Origin of the sequence: Flavobacterium indicum GPTSA100-9 = DSM 17447, assembly GCF_000455605.1 — a bacterium.
GTDB classification, from domain to species: domain Bacteria; phylum Bacteroidota; class Bacteroidia; order Flavobacteriales; family Flavobacteriaceae; genus Flavobacterium; species Flavobacterium indicum.
Window position 1 is genome coordinate 1,155,970 of record NC_017025.1, and the last position, 23,537, is coordinate 1,179,506.

Below are 23,537 nucleotides of genomic sequence, written 5' to 3' on the forward strand. Positions count from 1 at the left end.
AAATTATATAACTATTACAGCTCTAAATGTTGTATATTTGTATCAATAAATTAAAATCTGTTTTCAATGAATAAAGTTTTAAAAATTAGTGCCGCTTTGGGATTATTAGTTGTTGCTTGTGCAAAGAATCCGTTTACAGGTAAAAATACTATGGCATTAGTGCCAAATAGTCAAATTTTTCCATCTTCTTTTCAGCAATATAGTCAATTTTTGTCTGAAAATAAAGTGATTACTGGAACTGCTGATGCTAAACGTATTGAAAATGTTGGAATGAAAATTAAGACTGCAGCAGAACGATATTTAACGGCTAATGGTAATGCTGATTATTTAAAAGATTATGCTTGGGAATACAAATTAGTTGACAGTAAAGAATTAAATGCTTGGTGTATGCCAGGAGGAAAAATAGTTTTTTACACTGGAATTTTACCCGTTTGTAAAGATGATGCTGGAATTGCAGCAGTAATGGGACATGAAGTTGCTCACGCATTGGCAAACCATGGTCAACAAAGAATGAGTGCCGGTTTATTACAACAATTAGGCGCTGCTGGGACAGCAATTGCAGTAGGAGGGCAAAGTGAACAAACGCAACAGTTAATAATGCAAGCTTATGGTGTTGGTTCTAATGTTGGTGCTATGTTGCCATTTAGTAGAGCACACGAAAGTGAAGCTGATATGATTGGCTTAACATTAATGGCTATTGCTGGTTATAATCCTGAAAATGCTGTAAAATTGTGGGAAAGAATGTCGGCAATGGGAAGTAGTTCAACGCCTGAAATTTTGAGTACACATCCTAGTAATGAAACACGTATTAAGGATTTACAAGCTTTAATCCCTCAAGCTAAAGCTGAAGCTGCAAAATATGGAGTTACATTTAAGTAATTTTTAATAAAAATAGTATATTTGAATCCCGATTTCTATCGGGATTTTTTTATTTTACACTATGCAAAAACTTAAAAAAGGAAGTCGTAAACTGCTTAATGCGTGGGCTTTTTATGATTGGGCAAACTCAGTATATGCCTTAGTTATTTCATCTTCAATTTTCCCCCTGTTTTTTGGACAATTATTCAGACAAAGTGGTTCCGAAACCATTTCATTCTTTGGTATGGATAAAACTGGAGAAACCATAATTAGTTATATTACTTCATTTGGATTTTTAATTATTGCTTTTACATCACCTATATTATCAGGAATTGCTGATTATTTAGGAAATAAAAAATTTTTCATGAAGTTCTTTTGTTATATGGGAAGTATTTCATGTATGTTGTTGTATTTCTTTAATCTAGAATATTTATATTTTGGATTAACGTGTTATGTATTAGCCCTAATAGGTTTTTGGGGAAGTTTAGTTTTTTATAATTCTTATCTGCCAGATATTGCTTTTCCCGAGCAACAAGATGCTATCAGTGCTAAAGGTTTTAGCATGGGGTATATCGGTAGTGTTGTACTACTTGTTATAAATTTAGCTATGGTTATGCTTGCACCAGATACACTGAAAATGCAAATGATGCGTTATTCTTTTTTGATGGTAGGTATATGGTGGTTAGGTTTTAGTCAGTACACCTATAACTATTTACCCAATGTATTGACTGGGAAAAAAATGCATAAAGATGTTGTTTTTAAAGGATTTAGAGAATTAAAAAAAGTTTGGAGTCAAATTAAAACCTTAACACAATTAAAAAGATATTTAGGGGCTTTTTTTATCTATAGTATGGCCGTACAAACAGTGATGATTATAGCAGCCTATTTTGGAGAAAAAGAAGTGCAATGGGGTAGTGATTCTGAACGAACAACAGGTTTGATTATCAGTATATTATTAATTCAACTCATTGCAGTAGTTGGTGCTTTTTTAACTAGTAAAGCGTCAGCTAAATTTGGAAATATTAAAGTTCTAATGGTTATTAATTTTCTTTGGATTTTAATTTGTATCGATGCTTATTTTGTGGTCACCCCCGTTGATTTTTATATAGCTGCTAGTTTGGTTGGTATTGTAATGGGGGGTATACAGTCTTTATCAAGATCTACGTATTCAAAATTAATACCACAAGATGTAGTCGATACCACTTCTTTTTTTAGTTTCTACGATGTGGCAGAAAAAATAGGAATTGTAATTGGTATGTTTACCTACGGTTTTATTGCAGATATAACTGGAAAAATGCAAAATGCTATTTTATTCTTAATTGTATTTTTTGCAATAGGATTTTTATTACTCTATCGAATGGATGTAAAAAAATAAGTATATTTGGCATTCAAAACTTAAATAAAAAAATGAAAAATTTTAAAAATCTAATTTCACTATTTTTAGTAATAGTTTCTTTTTCGTTTATTTCTTGCGAAAATGAACCTCTAGATTCATCTTTATTAGGGGCTAATTCAACGAATAATAATTCTGGCGGAGGCGGTAATTCTGGCGGAGGTGGTAATTCTGGCGGAGGCGGAAACACTTCTTCAGGTGATTATTGGCCTGCAGCTCTAAATAATACTTGGTCTTTTTCTACTAATGGGGCGGCTTCTCAACAAATGAAAATTGTTTCTACTTCTTCACTTAATGGTTACACATATTATAATTTTAATAGTATTTTAGGACAAGGAACTCAAGTTTCTGGAACTGCTGCTATGGGTATGAGAAAAGGTTCTGGAGATTATTATATTAAAGTATATTCTTCTTCAGCAAATATTGGTGGTGGAATTACAGCCAATCAAAGTGACTTCGAATTTTTAGTATTAAAAGATTATTTATCAGTGGGTCAAACTTGGAATGGAAGTTATACGCAAACAACTAGTTATTCTGGAGGTGGTATTTCCTTACCAAGTGCTACCACGAATTCTAATTATGTTGGAACAATTTTGGGTACAGGATTAACAGAAATTGTTGATGGTGAAACTTTTACAAATGTAATTAAATTGTCAATTGCTCAAACTGTAGTTATTACAGGTAATCCAACAGCAACAAATCTTACAACAACCTATTGGTTTGCAAAAAACGTAGGGATAATAAAAAGTGAAACGGTTAATGCTGGAACAACAAGTACATCTGTTTTAACAGATTATATTTTGAATTAATCTTTCAATTATAAATTACACAATAAAAAGTCAAACTATTGAGTTTGACTTTTTTTATGGCATAAATCTTGACTTATTAATATGTAATTTTTACTTGAAAGGTTGATTTTATTGACTTTAACAGTAATTAACAATTATATTAAGTAACTTTACAAAATTGTATTAATGACATAATGACTTATATATTCACATGCCAAATCATAAAATTCTAACGCTTGACAATTTGTCACTTCAAGAAATGGATCATGAAGCAGATTTAATTCCTTTAATGACGCCAGAAGATGAAGAAGAAATGAACAATGAAGCTTTACCAGCCGACTTACCTATTTTACCATTACGAAACACTGTTTTGTTTCCAGGAGTTGTAATACCAATTACTGCTGGAAGAGATAAATCTATTAAATTATTAAATGATGCCAATGCTGGTTCTAAAGTAATTGGGGTAGTTGCTCAAAAAGATGAAACAGTAGAAGATCCCAAAAACAATGAAATTCATCATATTGGAACTGTTGCACGAATCATGCGTGTTTTAAAAATGCCAGATGGAAATATTACCGTTATTCTACAAGGTAAAAAACGTTTCGAAATTGATGAATTTACACAAGAAGATCCTTATTTTAAAGCAACAATCAAATCATATGAAGAGGTAAGACCTGAAAAAAAAGATTCAGAATTCGAAACTATTGTTGAATCAATAAAAGAGATGTCTCTTCAAATCATTAAGGAAAGTCCAAATATTCCAACTGAAGCTTCTTTTGCAATAAAGAATATTGAAAGTAGTGCCTTTTTAATCAATTTTGTGTCTTCTAACATGAATTTAAATGTAGAAGAAAAACAACAATTACTTTCAATTGTAGATTTAAAAGAGCGTGCATTAGAAACGTTGCGTTACATGAATCTAGAATTGCAAAAACTTGAATTGCGTAACGATATTCAATCTAAAGTTCGCTTTGATTTAGATCAACAACAACGCGAATATTTCTTGCAACAACAAATGAAACAAATCCAAGAAGAATTGGGTGGTGTTTCTCATGAAGCGGAAATCGAAGAAATGCGTAAAAAGGCGAAATCTAAAAAATGGGATGCTAAAACCGCGGAACATTACGATAAAGAAATTTCTAAATTACAACGTACCAATCCAAATTCGCCAGATTTTGGTATTCAACGAAATTATTTAGAATTGTTTCTTGAATTGCCTTGGAATGAATTTTCTAAAGATAATTTCGATTTAAAACGAGCGAAACAAATTTTAGATCGCGATCATTTCGGATTAGAAGATGTAAAAAAGCGTATCATTGAACATTTAGCTGTTTTGAAACTTCGAAATGATATGAAATCTCCTATTCTGTGTTTGTATGGTCCTCCTGGAGTTGGTAAAACATCCATTGGAAAGTCTATAGCTGAAGCCTTAGGTAGAGAGTATGTACGTATATCTTTAGGTGGATTACGAGACGAGGCTGAAATTCGTGGGCATAGAAAGACCTACATTGGGGCAATGCCAGGTAGAATTATTCAATCGATAAAAAAAGCAAAAACATCAAATCCGGTTTTTGTATTAGATGAAATTGATAAATTATCTGTAAGTCATAATGGAGATCCTTCTTCTGCTTTGTTAGAAGTGTTGGATCCAGAACAAAATAATGATTTTCATGATAATTTCTTAGAATTAGGATATGATTTATCAAAAGTAATGTTCATCGCCACTTCTAATAGTTTGTCTACTATTCAACCTGCTCTGCGCGATAGAATGGAAATTATTAACATGACGGGGTATACCATTGAAGAAAAAATTGAAATCGCTAAAAATTATTTAGTGCCAAAACAATTAAAAGAACATGGTTTAACGAACAAAGATTTGCAAATTGGAAAAAAACAATTAGAAAAAATTGTTGTTGGATATACGCGTGAATCAGGGGTGCGTGGTTTAGATAAAAAAATAGCAGAAATGGTTCGACATGCAGCAAAATCAGTTGCTATGGATGAACCGTATAATGTAAAAGTTACGGATGCTGATATTTTAGAAGTATTAAAAGCGCCTCGAATGGAACGCGATAAATATGAAAATAACGATACTGCAGGTGTAGTTACAGGTTTAGCTTGGACTTCAGTTGGAGGTGATATCTTATTTATTGAATCATTGATTTCTAAAGGAAAAGGCGGAATGACAATGACAGGAAACTTAGGTACTGTTATGAAAGAGTCGGTTACTATTGCTTTAGAATATATCAAAGCAAATGCCACTTCTTTAGGAATTGATTCGGAGGTTTTATCCAATTACAATATTCATATTCACGTACCTGAAGGTGCTACTCCTAAAGACGGACCAAGTGCTGGTATTGCGATGTTGACATCAATGGTGTCTAGTTTTACACAAAAACGTGTCAAAAAATCAATTGCCATGACTGGAGAAATTACACTAAGAGGTAAAGTATTACCTGTGGGTGGAATTAAAGAGAAAATTTTAGCAGCAAAAAGAGCCAATATTAAAGAAATTATTCTTTGTAAAGAAAACAAACGCGATATAGAAGAAATTAATCCAAATTATATTGAAGGGTTAACGTTTCATTACGTTGATTCTATGAAAGAAGTAATTGATATTGCTATAACCAATCAAAAAGTAAAAAATCCAGTTCTTTTTGAAGTTAAAAAAGAATCTAAATAACAGATGAAAAGACCAACTTCATAGTTGGTCTTTTTGTTTATAAATAATTTGAAACTCAAAAACTAAATTTTTTCAATCAGATTTATAATTTTATCTTCGCATTTGCGTTGTATTACGTATATAAAAATATGCTAAGAAAAATTACATGGTTATTGATTGTTATTGCAACACCTGTTTATGCACAAATAGGCGGTCAATCAGTATATCAATTTTTAAACTTAGTGCAATCTCCCAGACAAGCTGCAATGGGAGGTAAAACAGTTACTATTGTGGATTATGATGTTAATCAAGCTATGTATAATCCAGCTACAATAAATCCAAAAATGGATAATCATCTTTCTACTAATTACAGTAATTATTATGGTGAAGTTTCCTATGGTACAGCGGCTTATGCCTATACTTGGGACAGGCATGTTCAAACTTTACATGTTGGAGCAAATTTTATAAATTATGGTAATTTTGATGGCTATGATGAATTGGGTAACAAAACAGGTTCTTTTACTGGAACTGAAGGAGCTTTGTCTCTTGGTTATTCTTATAATGTGCCTTGGACTAATTTGTACGTTGGTGCAAATGTAAAATTTATTACCTCTGCTTTAGAGAGTTATAATTCATTTGGAGTAGCTTCAGATATTGGATTTTTGTATATAGATGAAAAAAATGATATCAATTTTGGATTATCACTTCGTAATATGGGTTATCAAATAAAACCTTATGAGTCAACTAGAGAAAAATTACCCTTTGAAATAGATGCGGGAATTTCTCAATTGATGGAAAATGTACCTATTCGATGGCATGTTACGTTAGAAAATTTGCAACAATGGAACATCGCTTTTTCCAATCCTAATAGAGCAGAATCGTCACTCGATGGCACTACTACAGAAGAAAAAGTATCCTTTTTTAATAATGCGTTGCGACATGTAATTATGGGGGCGGAATTGTTTCCGGAAAAAGCATTTAATATTCGATTGGGTTATAATTTTAGAAGAGGTCAAGAGTTAAATATCATTGACCAACGAAATTTTTCGGGTATTTCTGCTGGTTTTAGTTTACGATTTAATACCGTTCGAATTGATTATTCTTATGCACGATACACGGTTGCAGCCAATTCAAGTATATTTGGAGTAACAATCAATCTTCAATAGAATCGTTGAAGTTTATTATATTATAGAATTTTATTTTTTATGAAAAAAATTACCATTGCGTTAGATGGATTTTCGTCTACAGGAAAAAGTACATTAGCAAAGCAACTAGCTAAAGAATTAGGTTATGTTTATGTTGATACGGGAGCTATGTATAGAGGGATAACTTATTATGCTATGCAACATGATTTGGTTTCTGAAAATCATTTAAATAAAGAAGGATTGATTAAAGAATTACCGTTAATTTCACTAAAATTTAATTTTAATGAGGGATTAGGTTTTGCAGAAATGTATGTTAATGGTGAAAATGTTGAACAACAAATTCGTACAATTGAAGTTTCTCGATTAGTAAGTAAAGTGGCCGAAATTTCAGAAGTCCGAGCAAAATTAGTCGAACAACAGCAGGCAATGGGAAAAGACAAAGGAGTTGTTATGGATGGGAGGGATATTGGAACAGTTGTTTTTCCTGATGCTGAATTGAAATTATTCATGACGGCTTCATCTGTAACCCGAGCACAACGACGTTATGATGAATTAATTGAAAAAGGACAACAAGTGTCGTTTGAAGAAGTGTTGCAAAATGTAGAAGAACGCGATTATATTGACACACATCGTGATGATTCTCCCTTAGTAAAAGCTGATGATGCTATTGAAATAGACAATTCTTCTATGTCTAAACAAGAACAATTTGATGTGGTAATTACATTGGTTAAAGAAAAACTAGGTAAGTAATCGCAGATTTTAATCGTTGTTACCCTTAATTTATACTGTACTTTTTACTTAAAAAAATGTTTGCAAATCACAAAAAATGATTATCTTTGCACACCTTTTGACAGAGTAGCGTTTTCAATTGGGAATCAAATAATTAAGTAAAAACACTGCTGATGTTTTAATCTGTATTTCAAAAACGCAAACAAACACAGCATACAAATTTATTATCAGCATGGCTGAAATTAACAAAGAACAACAAGAGTTCTTAAATTCATTTAACTGGCATAATTACGCAGAAGGAATTGATGCTATTGACGAAAAAAATCTTCAAGAATTTGAAGAATTAGTAACTAAAACTTTCATTTCTACAGGTGATGAAGAAGTGGTAGAAGGTGTAGTGGTAAGATTAACAGATAGAGATGCTATCGTTGATATTAACGCTAAATCTGAAGGTGCTATTTCTTTAAATGAGTTCCGTTACAACCCGAACTTAAAAGTGGGTGACAAAGTAGAAGTATTAATCGACGTTAGAGAAGATAAATCAGGTCAATTAGTATTATCTCACAAAAAAGCTAGAACAATCAAAGCATGGGATAGAGTTATTGCTGCTAACGAGTCTGGAGAAATCGTTAATGGTTTCGTTAAATGCAGAACTAAAGGCGGTATGATCGTTGACGTATTTGGTATTGAAGCATTCTTACCAGGTTCTCAAATCGATGTTAAACCTATCCGTGATTACGATCAATATGTGAACAAAACTATGGAATTCAAAGTGGTTAAAATTAACCATGAGTTCAAAAACGTAGTAGTATCTCACAAAGCGTTAATCGAAGCTGATATCGAAGTTCAGAAAAAAGAAATTATCGGTCAGTTAGAAAAAGGTCAAGTATTAGAAGGTGTTGTTAAAAACATTACTTCTTATGGTGTATTCATTGACTTAGGAGGTGTTGACGGATTAATCCACATCACTGACTTATCTTGGTCAAGAATTAACCACCCATCTGAAGTTTTAGAATTAGACCAAAAATTAAACGTAGTAATCTTAGACTTTGATGATGAGAAAACTCGTATTCAATTAGGTTTAAAACAATTAAATGCTCATCCTTGGGATGCTTTAGATGCTAACTTAAAAGTTGGAGATAAAGTAAAAGGTAAAGTAGTTGTTTTAGCTGATTACGGTGCTTTCATTGAAGTAGCTGAAGGTGTTGAAGGATTAATCCACGTTTCTGAAATGTCATGGTCAACTCACTTAAGAAGTGCTCAAGACTTCGTAAAAGTTGGTGATGAGGTAGAAGCGGTTATCTTAACTTTAGATAGAGAAGAAAGAAAAATGTCTTTAGGTATCAAACAAATGACTACTGATCCTTGGACAGATATCACTGCTAAATATCCTGTAGGTTCTAAACACACAGGTATCGTTAGAAACTTTACTAACTTCGGAATTTTCGTTGAGTTAGAAGAAGGAATTGACGGTTTAGTGTACATCTCTGATTTATCTTGGACTAAGAAAATCAAACACCCATCTGAATTTGTAAATGTAGGTGATAAGTTAGATGTTGTTGTATTAGAATTAGATGTTGAAGGTAGAAAATTATCTTTAGGTCATAAACAAACTACTGAAAACCCTTGGGATAAAGTAGAAGCTAACTTCGGATTAGGAACTGTTCATAATGGTACTGTTACTGAAATGGTTGACAAAGGTGCAACTGTTGATTTTGGTGATAATGTACAAGGTTTTGTTCCAACACGTCACTTAGAGAAAGAAGATGGTAAAAAATTGAAAAAAGGTGATACTGCAGAATTCAAAGTAATTGAGTTCAATAAAGAATTCAAAAGAATTGTTGCTTCTCACACAGCTATCTTCAGAGAAGAAGAGGAAAAAGTAGTTAAAGAGGCTGAGGCTAAAGTTACTACTTCAACTCAAGCTGAGAAATCTACATTAGGAGATATCGATGCTTTAGCTGAATTAAAAGCTAAAATGGAAAAAGGAGAAAAATAATTTTCCAATTTTCTTAATAAACTAAAATCCCAATCATTTTTGATTGGGATTTTTTTTTATTTTATAAAACCAACTCATAAACTTTTCCGTAAGTAAAAATATAATCAATAAAATAATAGTATTATGAAAACAAGAAAATTTGTATCAGTTGTAGCTTTAGCATTCACATTATTTGCTAGTACAGAAGCATTTGCTCAAAAAGAAAAAACAGTAACTGTTGGTGGAGCACCAATGTATCCCTCAAAAAACATTGTTGAAAATGCTGTCAATTCTAAAGATCATACCACTTTAGTTGCTGCAGTAAAAGCTGCTGATTTAGTTGCTACACTTCAATCTGACGGGCCTTTTACTGTGTTTGCTCCAGTTAATTCAGCCTTCGAAAAGTTACCTGCTGGTACGGTTGAAACTTTATTAAAACCAGAAAATAAAAAATTATTACAAACTATTTTGACGTATCATGTTGTAGCTGGTAAAATGAATGCAAAAGATTTAATGGCAGCAATAAAAAAAGGAAATGGTAAAGCAGAATTGAAAACGGTAAGTGGTGGTAAATTAACAGCTTGGATGAAAGGAAATGATGTTTATGTGACGGATGAAAATGGTTCTTCAGCAAAAGTTACTATTGCTGACGTGAATCAAAAAAATGGGGTTATTCATGTTGTGGATACTGTTTTAACTCCTAAATCGTAAACCTCTTCTTAACCATACAATAAAAAACCACGTTCTAGTTTTGAACGTGGTTTTTTATTGTATATAGTTTAAAAATTAACTTCTTAATAGTGCACCTAATTGCGATTCGAAATTACTTTGTAATTTACTCATAATTTTATCAATTTGGGTATCAGTTAATGTTTTTGAAGGGTCTTGAAGTATAAAACTTAAGGCATACGATTTTTTTCCTTCAGGTAGGTTTTTACCTTCGTACACATCAAATAAATTAATTTCTTTTAATAACGATTTTTCCGTTTGTTTTGAAATAGCATATAATTGTTCAAATGTAATATTTTGATCAACTAACAAAGCTAAGTCTCTTCTAACTTCTGGAAATTTAGGTATTTCGGTTAATTTAATTTTATTTGAAACGTATTTTTGAATGGCTTCCCAATTCAAATCGGCAAAATAAACTTCCTGTTTTACATCAAAATGTTTTAAAACTGATTTTTTAATTGTACCAATTTCACCAATAATTTCGGCACCGATTGCTAAAGCTATTCCTTCTGCAAAAACGTCGTGAGTAACTGGAATTGTTTTTACTTTTTTATCCAAATTTAATTTAGATAACACACTCATTACATAGCCTTTGAATAAGAAGAAATCACTTGGTTTTTGCGTAAAATTCCAATTTTCAGCTTGTGCATTTCCAGTAATTGTAAGGGTTAAGTGTTTTTTCTCAACAAACGCTCCTTCAATTTTATGATACGTTTTACCAAATTCATACAGTTTTAAATCCGTATTTCTTCTGTTTATGTTATAAGATACCGCTTCTAATGAAGAAAACAACATCGATTGACGCATAACAGATAAATCGTTACTTAATGGGTTTAACATGGCAACAGTTTCCTCTTCTTTGACTTGCTCAGAAATACCGATGTAAGATGAAGTCGTTAATGAATTAGCCATCATTTCATTAAATCCTAAAGCACACAATTGATTTGAAATGATATTTTGTACTTTAAATTCTTCTGTCCTAGAAGAGTTTGCTACTGAAGCATTTATTTTACTTGGTATTTTAATGCTATTATAGCCATATACACGTAAAATTTCCTCAATTACATCTACTTCTCTTTGTACGTCTACTCTGTAAGATGGAATCACTAAACCCAAACCTGCATCAGAAATACTATTAACTTTTATATCTAAAGAAGCTAATATTTTCTTAATTGTTTCTTTTTTTAATTCTTCTCCAATTAATTTATTTACTTTATCAAAAGTTAAGAACACATTAAAATCTTCCATTTTCTTTGGATAAATATCAATGATGTCAGAGGTGATTTCTCCACCCGCAACTTCTTGAATTAATAGAGCAGCTCTTTTTAAGGCGTAAGCAGTAATTTCTGGATCAATTCCTCTTTCAAATCGGAAAGAAGCATCGGTGCTTAAGCCATGTCTTTTTGCAGTTTTACGAATAGATACTGGATTAAAATAAGCACTTTCTAAAAATACATTTGTAGTGCTTTCAGAAACACTAGAATGCAGTCCTCCAAAAACACCTGCAATACACATTGGTCCAGATTCATCGCAAATCATCAAGTCTTCTTCATGTAAAGTACGTTCAACTTCATCTAAAGTAGTGAATTTAGTACCCGCTTCTACAGTCTTAACTATAACCTTATTTCCTTTAATTTTATTCGCATCAAATGCATGTAACGGCTGACCTAATTCATGTAATACATAATTAGTTACGTCTACAATATTATTTTTTGGAGTTAATCCAATTGCTTTTAAACGATTTTGAAGCCAATTGGGAGAAGGTTTTACATTAACACCAGAAATAGTTACACCTACATATCTTGGAGCTAATTTAGAATCTTCAACTTTTACATCAATTTTTAAAGTTCTTTTATCGACCTTAAATTTGCTCACAGATGGTGTGATTAATTCAGTGTTAAAATTACTTTGTATTAATCCTGCTCTTAAATCACGTGCAACACCCATATGACTCATTGCATCAGCACGATTGGGAGTTAAGCCAATTTCAAAAACTTCATCAACTTCAATATTGAAAACTTTACTCGCTGGAGTTCCAGGAGCTAAATCATCGGCTAGTACCATAATACCGTCATGACTATCGCCTAGACCTATTTCATCTTCGGCGCAAATCATTCCATGACTTTCTTGTCCTCTGATTTTTCCTTTTTTTATTTCAAACGCGTTGCCATCTTTGTCAAATAATTTCGTACCAATAGTGGCAACAGGTACTTTTTGACCCGCTGCTACATTACTTGCACCACAAACAATTTGAACAGGAGCATTACCATCACCTAAATCAACAGTTGTAATTTTTAATTTATCTGCATCAGGATGTTTTTCACATGTTAATACATGACCAACAACTATTCCTTGAAGACCGCCTTTAACACTTTCAAAGGGTTCAACAGCTTCAACTTCTAAACCTAAATCTGTTAATAAGGCTGATACTTCTTCTGATTTCCAGTCGATTTTAATAAATTGTTTTAACCAATTGTATGAAATACGCATTTTTATTCGTTTTTTAAAGATTGCAAAGATATGGATTATACTTAAATTTGATTCTTTTTTTTTGGTTTAAAAGTTAGGAAAAAACAGTTGAAACAATTTTTTTAGGATTTATTTAACAACCAATCTTTGCATTTTGTAACTTTGTATTTCGTTTATTAAATTTTGAAATGGAAAAAAATGGTCATTCACTGCATAAATTGTCTGCAGCTGGATTATTAGTTACACTTGGAATTATTTACGGAGATATTGGTACTTCTCCACTTTATGTACTAAATGCAATTATTGGTTCTCATGCTATAGATGCTGATGTGATTAAAGGTGCGATCTCTTGTATTTTCTGGACACTTACTTTACAAACAACCGTAAAATATGTTATTTTAACGCTACAAGCGGATAATAATGGAGAAGGTGGAATTTTTTCTCTTTATGCTTTAATCCGAAAAGCAAAAATAAAATGGTTGTTATTTCCTGCAATTATTGGTGGTAGTACGTTATTAGCGGATGGAATTATTACACCACCCATCTCGGTTTCTTCTGCTATTGAAGGATTGAAAACATTAAATCCAGAAATAGAAACAATGCCTATAGTTTTGGTAATTTTAACGTTATTGTTTGCTATTCAACAATTTGGGACTAAATTTATTGGTAAATTTTTTGGTCCAGTAATGTTGTTATGGTTTGGGATGTTAGCTGTTTTAGGATTTATTAAAATGTTTGAAAATTTAGATATTTTATCTTCTTTAAATCCTTATTATGCTTATAAATTATTATCAACAAAAGGAGGTATTGTTTATTTAGGTGCAGTATTTTTATGTACAACAGGTGCTGAAGCTTTATATTCTGATTTAGGACATTGTGGAAAACAAAACATAAGAATTAGCTGGATTTTTGTTAAATTAGCTTTAATCTTAAACTATTTAGGTCAAGGTGCATGGTTAATTAATCATGAAGGTAGTACTTTGGCGGAAGCAGGTATTAACAATCCATTTTTTGGTATTATGCCACAATGGTTTGTTCCAATAGGTATTGGTATTGCAACAACTGCTGCTGTTGTAGCTTCTCAGGCATTAATTAGTGGTTCATTTACATTAATAAATGAGGCAATTCGATTGAATTTTTGGCCAAAAGTTAAAATTAAATATCCTACTGATTTAAAAGGTCAAATTTATATTCCTTCTATTAACTGGTTGTTATGGGCTGGATGTATTTTTATCGTTTTATATTTTGAAGAAGCAAAATACATGGAGGCTGCTTATGGTTTAGCTATTGTTTTAACCATGTTAATGACAACTACTTTGTTGAATTATTACATGATAATTAAAAGGTATAATAAGTTTTTAATTTTATTGGTAATTTCAACTTATGTAGTAATTGAATCAGCATTCTTATATTCTAGTTTAGGTAAATTCCATGAAGGAGGTTTCATTACTTTGATAATTGCTTCCATCTTATTCTCTATTATGATGGTTTGGTATTTTGCTAGAAAAATTAGAAATCGTTATGTTGTTTTTGAGAAATTAGATAATTATTTACCTGTTCTGGAAGATTTAAGTAAAGATTTAACGGTTCCTAAATATGCAACTAATTTGGTATATTTAACAAGCGCAGATAATCGTTACGAAATTGAATCTAAAATTTTATATTCTATTTTAAATAACCAACCTAAACGTGCCGATGTGTATTGGTTTGTTCATGTTCATGTAGTTGATGAACCTTATACTATGGAATATAGAGTTTGTGAATTTATCCACGACGACGTTATTCGTATAGACTTTAGACTGGGATTTAGGGTGGCACCAAAAATAAGTGCTATGTTTAAAATGGTAGTTAAAGATATGGTTGATAAAGGTGAAGTAGATGTTATTAGTAGGTATACTTCATTACATAAAAATAACATAATTGGAGATTTTAGATTTGTTATGATTGAGAAATTTATCTCTTATGACAATGTATTGCCATTCTATGAAAAACTAATTTTAGATGCTTATAATGTATTGAAAAAAATGGGACTTTCAGAAGAAAAAGCATTTGGATTGGATCCAAGTTCGGTTACAATTGAGACTTTCCCATTAATGATTTCTGAAAGTAAAAAAATAAAATTAAGAAGAATAGACTAATGTTTCTATTTATAAAATCACAAAAGCAGCTTAAAGGCTGCTTTTTTTATGGTATTTGGCTTATTTTGTTGCTGATATTGTAAATAAAAATAAGTTTTTTTTTGTTTAATATAATTAAACTGTGTTAAAAATATTGAATTGATAAAATTGTGCTATTAGTTGAAATAATTGTGCTACTATTTACCGAATTGAACTCCTAATTTTGAGTAAAACAAATAAACTAAATAAATTATGAGTAATTTAATTCAACGTCCACAGCTAAAGGATAAATACGACAACTATATTAACGGTAAATGGGTTGCACCATCAACAGGTCAATATTTTGAAGTGTTGTCTCCAGTTGATGGAAAACTTATGGCAAAAGCAGGACATTCTGCAAAATTAGATATTGAAATGGCTGTAGATGCGGCTTATGAAGCATTTAAGTCTTGGAGTCAGACGTCAAAAACGGAGCGTAGTATTTTATTAAATAAAATTGCAGATCGAATTGAAGCAAATTTAGAATATATTGCAGCTGTAGAAACATTAGATAATGGGAAAGCTATTCGTGAAACAATGGCTGCTGACATTCCATTAGCGATTGATCATTTTAGGTATTTTGCAAGTGTGATTAGAGCTGAAGAAGGTTCTATAAGTGAATTAGATAAAGATACAGTTTCTATTATTGTACACGAACCTATCGGTGTTGTCGCTCAAATTATTCCTTGGAATTTTCCTATTTTAATGGCTGTTTGGAAATTAGCCCCAGCTTTAGCCGCTGGTAATTGTGTGGTATTAAAGCCAGCTGAAAGTACTCCAATCTCTGTTATGGTTTTAATGGAATTAATTGAAGATTTACTTCCGGCAGGAGTTATAAATATTGTGAATGGTTTCGGTGCAGAGTTAGGTAGAACTTTAGTCACGAATCCAAAAGTAGCGAAAGCCGCTTTTACAGGTTCAACGGCTACAGGAAGAATGGTTATGCAGTATGCTACTGAAAATATTATTCCGGTAACTTTAGAATTAGGCGGTAAATCACCAAATATTTTCTTTCCTTCAGTCATGGATGCGGATGACGAATTCTTAGACAAAGCCCTTGAAGGAGTTGCTTTATTTGCTTTAAATCAAGGTGAAGTTTGTACTTGTCCGTCTCGTTTATTAATTCATGAATCTATTTATGATAAATTTATTGAAAGAGTAGTTGAACGAGTTAAATCGATTAAAACAGGTAATCCATTTGATCCAACGGTAATGATGGGTGCACAAGCTTCTCAAATTCAAAAAGATAAAATTCTTTCATATATAAAATTAGGTAAAGAAGAAGGTGCGGAACTTTTATGTGGTGGTGATGTAAATCATTTAGGTGGTGATTTAGAAGGGGGTTACTACATTCAACCTACTTTATTCAAAGGACACAACAAGATGCGTATTTTCCAAGAAGAAATTTTTGGTCCAGTTTTAGCAGTTACTACTTTTAAAACTACAGAAGAAGCTATTGCAATTGCTAATGATACTATGTATGGTTTAGGTGCAGGCGTTTGGACGCGAGATGCACATGAATTGTACCAAGTTCCAAGAGCAATTCATGCCGGTAGAGTTTGGGTAAATCAATACCACGCTTATCCAGCAGGTGCTCCTTTTGGAGGATATAAACAATCGGGTATTGGAAGAGAAAATCATAAAATGATGTTAGATCATTACCGTCAAACAAAAAACATGTTGATTTCTTATAATAAAAATAAGTTAGGATTCTTTTAAAATTGTTCATTTAAAGGGGTAGTTTTCAACCGCAGATTTTCTTTAATTAGGAAATTTGCGGTTTGTGTTTAATCAAATTATTTTTTATGAAAAGATTGAGTAGTACACCAAAGGCATTAGAAGTAGTAACTATGCTTGAAGATAAATTTGGAAGGTTGATGTTTTATCAAGCAGGAGGATGTTGTGAAGGTACGCAACCACAATGTTTTGAAGAGGGAGGTTTTTATTTAAGAACGGGAGATGTTTGTATCGGACAAATAAAAGATTTTAAATTTTGGATTGATAAAGATTTATTCGAGTATTGGAAATTTTCACATTTTGAATTAGATGTAGTCGACGGTTTTGGACCAGGTGGTTTTTCATTGGAAACCCCTTATGGAAAGACATTTAAAGTAAATTATACGTTGTTTTCTCCTGATGAATTAGACCAATTAGAGCCAATTTCTCGATTTGGAGAAGATTAACTCGTGTAATTCATTAATTGGTATTGTTTTGGTGTTACACCTTCGTATTTTTTGAAAATTCGAATAAAATAATTGCAGTCTTCAAATCCAGTTGCATACGAAACTTCATTAATTTGAATAGTTGGATTACTCAATAATTTTTTAGCGTATTTTATTTTTTCATTTAAAATATATTCTATTGGACTCATACCCATTTCACGTTTAAAATAACGATAAAAGGAGGTGGTACTCATACACGCTTTGTCGCTTAAATCTTTTAGGTTAATTGATTCTCTAATGTTTTCTCTAATGAAATTAATAGATGGTGTTATGGGGCTGTTAGAATCAATGACATGGTTAGTGTCAAATCGTTTTACGGTTTGTGTTTGAATGATTCTAATAATTAATTCTTGAAGTGTTAAATCGGCAATAACATCTTTCGTTAAAGAACTGCCCATACATTCTTTAATCAATTTATTAATAGTAGAAGCTAATTCAACATTGTTATAGAAAAAATAATTTTCATGGTCTAATTTCCAAAGATTATCTTTCCCTACTTTAGGGTATTTTTCATTTAAAAAATCTAAGGTATCTGTTATAATTTTGTTGTCAATCGCTAAAGCAATACACTGAGTAGGATTGTCTTTTGAGGCTTCAGGAAAATCGATTTTCATTTCCGTATTTTGAGGAACAATTACGGTTTCTCCCGGTAAATAGTCAAAACTTGGATCTTCAAATAAATGCATTACTTTTTTACCACGCAACATACTTGTAACCACTAAATCATTAAATTTTAAAGGAACTAATTCAGATTCTTGATACGTTTCAAAAATATTAAGTTCACAATGATTTAATGAAAAAATGGTTCTGTTTTCAACTAATGTTTTTAGTGATTTTTCATGAGTTAATTGTGGAGTAAATAAGAGTGCTTTATTAGGCATATTAATAACAGATTTTCAAAGCAATATACAAAAAAAGCAACTATTTCTAGTTGCTTTTAACTTATTTTTTCAAGAATGAAAGTAATCCTTTAAAATAGGTTTTCTGATCGTCATAAAAAGCCATATGACTACCTTTTGGACAATATAAATAGGTTCCTTTTTGAACTAATTTAGCTATTTCTTCCATGTGTTTTGGATCCATTGTATCGTGTTTTGCTCCAATACTTAATGTCGGAATTTTAATTTTTTTCAAATCATTTTTACGGTCCCATTTTTCTAATTTTCCTGAAATTCCAAATTCACTTGGTCCTTGCATGGTTACATATAAAGACTGATTCATTTTTGCAAACGAACGCGTTACGGGTTCTGGCCAATCTTTTGAAGGAAAACGTAAAACATGTTTTTCATAAAAATGGGGAGTTAATAATTCCATGTATCTTGGATTAGAAAAATCTTTTTTCGATTCAATGGCTCTTATTTCTTTTAAAACTTCTGGATTGAATTGTTTTGCCAAAACATGTTCGGCATACTTACCATATTCAGGACAACTGGCCATCATATTTGAAATGACCAATCCTTTCATATGGTCTTGGTATTTTAGGGCATATTCCATCGCTAAAATACCACCCCAAGAATGACCTAATAAATAAAAGTTAGTATTATCTAAGTGTAAGGCTTTTCGAACTTGTTCCACTTCTTCTACATATCGTGCTAAATCCCACATAGCCGTATCTTTTGGATTGTCGGAATTACCACAACCCAATTGGTCATAATAAATAAATTCGATGCCTTCTGCCGGTAAATAGTTTTCAAAACATTCAAAATATTCATGTGTAGCACCTGGACCACCATTTAAAAGTAAGACTTTAATTTTTGGATTATTTCCAATTCGTTTGGTCCAAACATTAAAAGTTCCTTTAGGGGTTTGAATAGGAATTACTTTTACACCACCATTTTGAATGCTATCCGAAGTCTGCGCGAAATAGTCTTTCGTTGAAGTTGAATTATTCTCTTTGATGCAACTTTGTAGACCAAATGCTATAAGTACTAGTAAAGCAATTTTTTTCATAAATAAAGTTTTAGAATTTCTAAATTACAAAATCTCTTCCACATGTTTCTTAATATTAGAAGCAATTTTGGCCGTAGGTAAATCATTTTCATCACCACCAAAAGGATCTTCAATTTCTTCTGCAATAAGTTCTAAACTGGCTAAGACATAAAAAATAAAGACTACTACAGGTATTACATAATAGCCTAAACTAAAAACAAAACTAAAGGGTAACGTCATAATGTAAAAGAAAATGAATTTCTTAATGAATGCACTATAAGAATAGGGAATAGGGGTGTTTTTTATGCGTTCACAGGCGCCACATACTTCAGTAAATGATTGAATTTCAGAGTTAATGATGATCAATTGGTCTCCTGTAATTTTATTACTTTTATACAAATCATTCACCTTGCTAAATAACATTTTTGCAATTTGATTGGGTTTGTGTTTGGTTTGATCAATTTCCAAGTCTAAACCTTCAAAAAGCATTTTACTTACTTCTTCATTCGATAAATGTTTAGAAAGAACAGAAGCATAACTCGGAATTAATTTTCTAAAATAGTTTTTATCATTTTCATGTTCTAAAATACTTGTAAGTTTTAGGGCTAGATTTCTGCTATTATTAACTAAACTTCCCCATAATTTTCTTCCTTCCCACCAACGGTCATAAGCTGTATTGGTTCGGTAAGCTAATAATAAAGACAATACAAAGCCTACTGTGGTATGCATGATAGAAATATTCTTAATAGGACTGGTTTCTCCTAATTTAAAATAGTGTATTTCAAAATAACAGATTGCGCCCGAATATATCCCAATTAAGAACATCATTGGTAATAATTGTCGGAAAGTATCTGACTTATGAAATTTAAAAATGAATGTTATCCAGTCTTTTGGGTTGTATTGTACCATTGATTTAATTATGAATTATGAATTACGAATTACGAATTACGAATTATGAATTATGAATTACGAATTATGAATTATGAATTATGAATTATGAATTACGAATTATGAATTATGAATTATGAATTATGAATTATGAATTATGAATTATGAATTATGAATTATGAATTATGAATTATGAATTAAATTATATTAAACACTTAAGCTACTATTTAACTTATGTAATTCCAAATGTTTTTCTTTTTACTCAGCTCTAGAAAGACTTCTTTTAATTTAGCATGTTCTGGTTTGCTCATGCTTGGGTCTTCTTTTAATAACCGAACGGCAATATGTCGTGCAACTTGCAAAAGTTCTCTATCTTTAACTAAATCGGCAATTTGTAAATTCAAAACACCACTTTGTTGGGTTCCCATAATGTCTCCAGGACCACGCAATTTCAAATCAACTTCAGCAATTTCAAATCCGTCATTGGTTCGAACCATCGTTTCCATTCTTGTTTTACTATCTTCGCTCAATTTAAATCCGGTCATTAAAATACAATAACTTTGTTCGGCACCACGACCTACACGACCGCGTAATTGATGCAATTGCGATAAACCAAATCGTTCCGCACTTTCAATAACCATTACCGAAGCATTGGGCACATTGACACCTACTTCAATCACCGTAGTTGCTATCATAATGTTGGTTTTTCCTTCCACAAAACGTTTCATTTCTTCTTCTTTGTCGGCCGGTTTCATTTTCCCATGAACAATAGAAATGGAATACTGTGGTAATGGAAAATCTCTAGAAATACTTTCATAACCATCCATTAGATCTTTATAATCCATTTTTTCGGATTCTTGTATTAATGGATAAACGATGTAAACCTGACGACCTTTGGCTATTTCATCTTTTAAAAATTTCCAAACTTTTAGTCGATTGGCGTCATAACGATGTACCGTTTGTATTGGTTTTCTACCTGGGGGTAATTCATCAATTACAGAAATATCTAAATCTCCATACAAACTCATAGCTAATGTTCTTGGAATTGGTGTAGCTGTCATAACTAAAACATGAGGAGGAATAGCCCCTCCAACCTCCCCAGAAGGGAGGCTTTCCAAGATTGTGGTTATTTTTTTTAGTGTATTTTCGGTAGTATTAATTACTTCTTCATTAGTAAAACGAATTACCTTAAAACCAATTTCATTTAGTATTTGAGTTCGTAATTCGTCAGCTTCTCTTTGTTCTAAAGTATTGTGGTAACCACCGTCAACCTCAATGATTAGATTTTTTTCTAAACAAACAAAGTCAGCAATGAAAATATCTATGACATGCTGTCTTCTGAATTTGTACTTGAGATTTTTATTTCTTAAACATTCCCAAAGAACATTTTCCGCTTGGGTGCTTTTTTTTTTATTTTCAGTCTTTAGTTCTTTTAAAAGCGCATAGGTTGAAGGACGTGCTGTTCGGTATTTTTGTATTACTCGTTCCGTTTCCCCTCTTCTGGAGGGGTTAGGGGAGGCCTTTCCCCATAGTTTGCTTCTTTGTTCTACCCCAAATCGGTGTTGTTCATCAATAATGGCTAAACCTAAGTTTTGAAATTGAACTTTGTCTTCTAATAAAGCATGCGTTCCGATAATAATATCCAAAGAACCATTTTCAAGTTCTTCATGAATGATTTTTCGTTCGGCAGTTTTAGTAGAACCTGTTAACAACTTAATATTTAAATTAAGTGCAGTTGCTAATTCTGTAATACCTTGAAAATGTTGGTTGGCTAAGATTTCTGTTGGGGCCATTAAACAACTTTGAAAACCATTGTCTTTTGCTAAAAGCATACACATCAATGCAACGATGGTTTTTCCTGAACCCACGTCACCTTGTAACAAACGATTCATTTGCGCATGACTACCCAAATCATTTCGTATTTCTTTTAAAACACGTTTTTGAGCATTGGTTAAGTCGAAAGGCAGGTGATGATTGTAAAAATTAGTAAAATTTTCACCTACTTTTTCAAAGGGATGTCCTTTGATTTTATGTTTTCGGATTAAGTTTTTTGTGATTAATTGTAATTGAATGAAAAATAATTCTTCAAATTTTAATCGGAATTGTGCTTTTGCTAATAAATCCTGACTCTTTGGAAAATGCACATTAAAAAGCGCAGCATTTTTCGGAATTAAGTGCAATTCATTGATTATTGAATCAAGTAATGTTTCTGAAAATAATGCTTGTGTTTCAATAAATAATTGTTGCATTAATTTGGAAATCACTTTACTATTAATGCCTTTATTATTTAATTTTTCAGTACTCGGATACACCGGTTGCATGGCACTTCGTAAACTGGCTTTGTGGGTATCTAATGTCTCCAATTCAGGATGAGCCATATTAAAAGTACCATTGAAATTGGTAATCTTACCAAAAATTACATAGACAACATTCAATTGTAAACTTTCTTTAATCCACTTTTGGCCTTGAAACCAAACCAATTCCATTTGTCCTGTATCATCAACAAAAGTAGCAACTAATCTCGATTTCCCTTTTCCTTGTTCAACCGTTTTTATATGGATTATTTTACCCACTAGTTGAACTTCTGAATTACTATTAACGAGTTGATTGATTTTATAATATCTGGTTCTATCAATATATCGATTGGGATACAGATTTAGTAAATCACCATATTTATGAATGTTCAATTCCTTACGAAGTAAGTCACCTCGTTGTGGGCCAACACCTTTTAAATATTCTATGGGAGTTTCTAGTAGATTCAACGTTTTTTAAAATTCGATTTAAAATAGTTTAGATTTCAAATTTAGAACTTTAATTCTTAAGATAAATTATATTTTATAAATTTTAAATAGGTATCAAATCACAAAAATAAAATCCATATTCATTGGGCGTTTCGGTACAACTGTCTTCTGTCTTTGGTTTTGGATAGGTTTTATATACAATTTCACCAATTTCAAAAGTTACGGGTTCATCAAAAATTGGACCATCAAAAATAAAAGTATGAAATTCTCCGTTTTCCCCACATGGATCGACATTTGGAGGTAAATCGGCTAAAAACTGTTCGTCTATTACTCTTCCCACAAAACTTTGGTCTAAAAATTGTTCATTTACACAAACCACAATTGTTTTAAAGCCTAATTGTAAAAAATCAAGAATCATTTCTTTAGTATCTTTTTTCCAAAGTGGAAAATGAGCGGTGATTCCTAAAGAATGTAATTTGTCTTCTCTATATTTACGTAAATCTTCTAAAAATATATCCCCAAAAAGAGTATCTTGAATTCCTTTTTCTTTAAAAAAGAGCAATTTTTCTAGCATTATTTTTTCATAGTCTTCCATACTAGGCATTTCTGGAAGTTCCATTTTAATTAATGGAATGCCTATTTTTTTAGCTTGTTGTTCTACTAACTCTGTTCGAACACCATGCATTGAAACTCGATTAAATGCTCCATTAATACTAGTGAACAAATATTGTATGTTAAACTCATTTGATTGTAGCGCATAATTAAGCGCTAAAGCAGAATCTTTTCCACTGCTCCAATTAAAATAGGCGTTCTTTTTCAAATTAGTTGGTTTTTACATTAAAACTTATTT

17 protein-coding genes are annotated in these 23,537 nt (G+C 31.6%); 11 read left to right on the top strand and 6 right to left on the bottom strand.

What is annotated here, in order from left to right; translation table 11 throughout:
• Positions 1-66 precede the first annotated feature (66 nt).
• From KQS_RS05205 to KQS_RS05240, 8 genes are all read left to right on the top strand, one after another.
• Positions 67-879: a M48 family metallopeptidase gene (locus tag KQS_RS05205; RefSeq protein WP_014388148.1), complete on the top strand. Its 813-nt coding sequence runs from the start codon at positions 67-69 to the stop codon at positions 877-879.
• A 61-nt stretch (positions 880-940) separates the two neighbouring features.
• The gene (locus KQS_RS05210) at positions 941-2,233 is read left to right on the top strand and encodes an MFS transporter (RefSeq protein ID WP_014388149.1); all 1,293 of its coding nucleotides are present in this window, start codon (positions 941-943) and stop codon (positions 2,231-2,233) included.
• A 32-nt stretch (positions 2,234-2,265) separates the two neighbouring features.
• Entirely contained in the window at positions 2,266-3,060 is a 795-nt protein-coding gene (locus KQS_RS05215) for a hypothetical protein (RefSeq protein ID WP_014388150.1), read from the top strand.
• A gap of 190 nt (positions 3,061-3,250) precedes the next feature.
• A complete protein-coding gene (gene lon / locus KQS_RS05220) occupies positions 3,251-5,722 on the top strand; it encodes an endopeptidase La (protein ID WP_014388151.1) in 2,472 nt (823 codons plus the stop codon).
• Between the two features lie 128 nt (positions 5,723-5,850).
• A complete protein-coding gene (porQ, locus tag KQS_RS05225; RefSeq protein WP_014388152.1) occupies positions 5,851-6,867 on the top strand; it encodes a type IX secretion system protein PorQ in 1,017 nt (338 codons plus the stop codon).
• Positions 6,868-6,906: 39 nt separating this feature from the next.
• Entirely contained in the window at positions 6,907-7,596 is a 690-nt protein-coding gene (cmk, locus tag KQS_RS05230; RefSeq protein WP_014388153.1) for a (d)CMP kinase, read from the top strand.
• Positions 7,597-7,807: 211 nt separating this feature from the next.
• Positions 7,808-9,574, top strand: a complete 1,767-nt coding sequence (gene rpsA, locus KQS_RS05235; RefSeq protein ID WP_014388154.1) for a 30S ribosomal protein S1 — start codon at positions 7,808-7,810, stop codon at positions 9,572-9,574.
• Between the two features lie 123 nt (positions 9,575-9,697).
• Complete coding sequence (locus KQS_RS05240) at positions 9,698-10,264, top strand: fasciclin domain-containing protein (protein ID WP_014388155.1); 567 nt, start codon at positions 9,698-9,700, stop codon at positions 10,262-10,264.
• A gap of 75 nt (positions 10,265-10,339) precedes the next feature.
• On the opposite strand, the gene pheT is transcribed toward KQS_RS05240, so the two are convergent.
• Positions 10,340-12,772: a phenylalanine--tRNA ligase subunit beta gene (pheT, locus tag KQS_RS05245; RefSeq protein ID WP_014388156.1), complete on the bottom strand. Its 2,433-nt coding sequence runs from the start codon at positions 12,770-12,772 to the stop codon at positions 10,340-10,342.
• Between the two features lie 167 nt (positions 12,773-12,939).
• On the opposite strand from pheT, the gene KQS_RS05250 reads away from it, so the two are divergent.
• The 3 genes from KQS_RS05250 to KQS_RS05260 all read left to right on the top strand — a co-directional run bounded on the left by KQS_RS05250 (position 12,940) and on the right by KQS_RS05260 (position 17,090).
• Positions 12,940-14,889 (top strand): KUP/HAK/KT family potassium transporter, encoded by a 1,950-nt coding sequence (locus tag KQS_RS05250; protein WP_014388157.1) that lies wholly within the window; start codon positions 12,940-12,942, stop codon positions 14,887-14,889.
• Positions 14,890-15,120: 231 nt separating this feature from the next.
• Positions 15,121-16,626, top strand: coding sequence for an aldehyde dehydrogenase family protein (locus KQS_RS05255; protein ID WP_014388158.1), 1,506 nt, complete (start codon positions 15,121-15,123; stop codon positions 16,624-16,626).
• 86 nt (positions 16,627-16,712) lie between these two features.
• Positions 16,713-17,090 carry a DUF779 domain-containing protein gene (locus KQS_RS05260; RefSeq protein WP_014388159.1) on the top strand — a complete coding sequence of 126 codons (378 nt, stop codon included), beginning with the start codon at positions 16,713-16,715 and terminating at the stop codon, positions 17,088-17,090.
• Here the strand turns inward: KQS_RS05260 and KQS_RS05265 are convergent.
• The 5 genes from KQS_RS05265 to KQS_RS05285 form a co-directional block, all read right to left on the bottom strand.
• Positions 17,087-18,010 (bottom strand): AraC family transcriptional regulator, encoded by a 924-nt coding sequence (locus KQS_RS05265; RefSeq protein ID WP_014388160.1) that lies wholly within the window; start codon positions 18,008-18,010, stop codon positions 17,087-17,089. The genes KQS_RS05260 and KQS_RS05265 overlap by 4 nt on opposite strands.
• A 61-nt stretch (positions 18,011-18,071) precedes the next feature.
• A complete protein-coding gene (locus KQS_RS05270; RefSeq protein WP_014388161.1) occupies positions 18,072-19,079 on the bottom strand; it encodes a proline iminopeptidase-family hydrolase in 1,008 nt (335 codons plus the stop codon).
• Positions 19,080-19,103: 24 nt separating this feature from the next.
• Positions 19,104-19,967, bottom strand: coding sequence for a bestrophin family protein (locus tag KQS_RS05275; protein WP_014388162.1), 864 nt, complete (start codon positions 19,965-19,967; stop codon positions 19,104-19,106).
• Positions 19,968-20,173: 206 nt separating this feature from the next.
• Positions 20,174-22,708, bottom strand: coding sequence for a DUF559 domain-containing protein (locus KQS_RS05280; RefSeq protein ID WP_014388163.1), 2,535 nt, complete (start codon positions 22,706-22,708; stop codon positions 20,174-20,176).
• An 82-nt stretch (positions 22,709-22,790) separates the two neighbouring features.
• Positions 22,791-23,507, bottom strand: a complete 717-nt coding sequence (locus tag KQS_RS05285) for a Dph6-related ATP pyrophosphatase (RefSeq protein WP_014388164.1) — start codon at positions 23,505-23,507, stop codon at positions 22,791-22,793.
• Positions 23,508-23,537 lie beyond the last annotated feature (30 nt).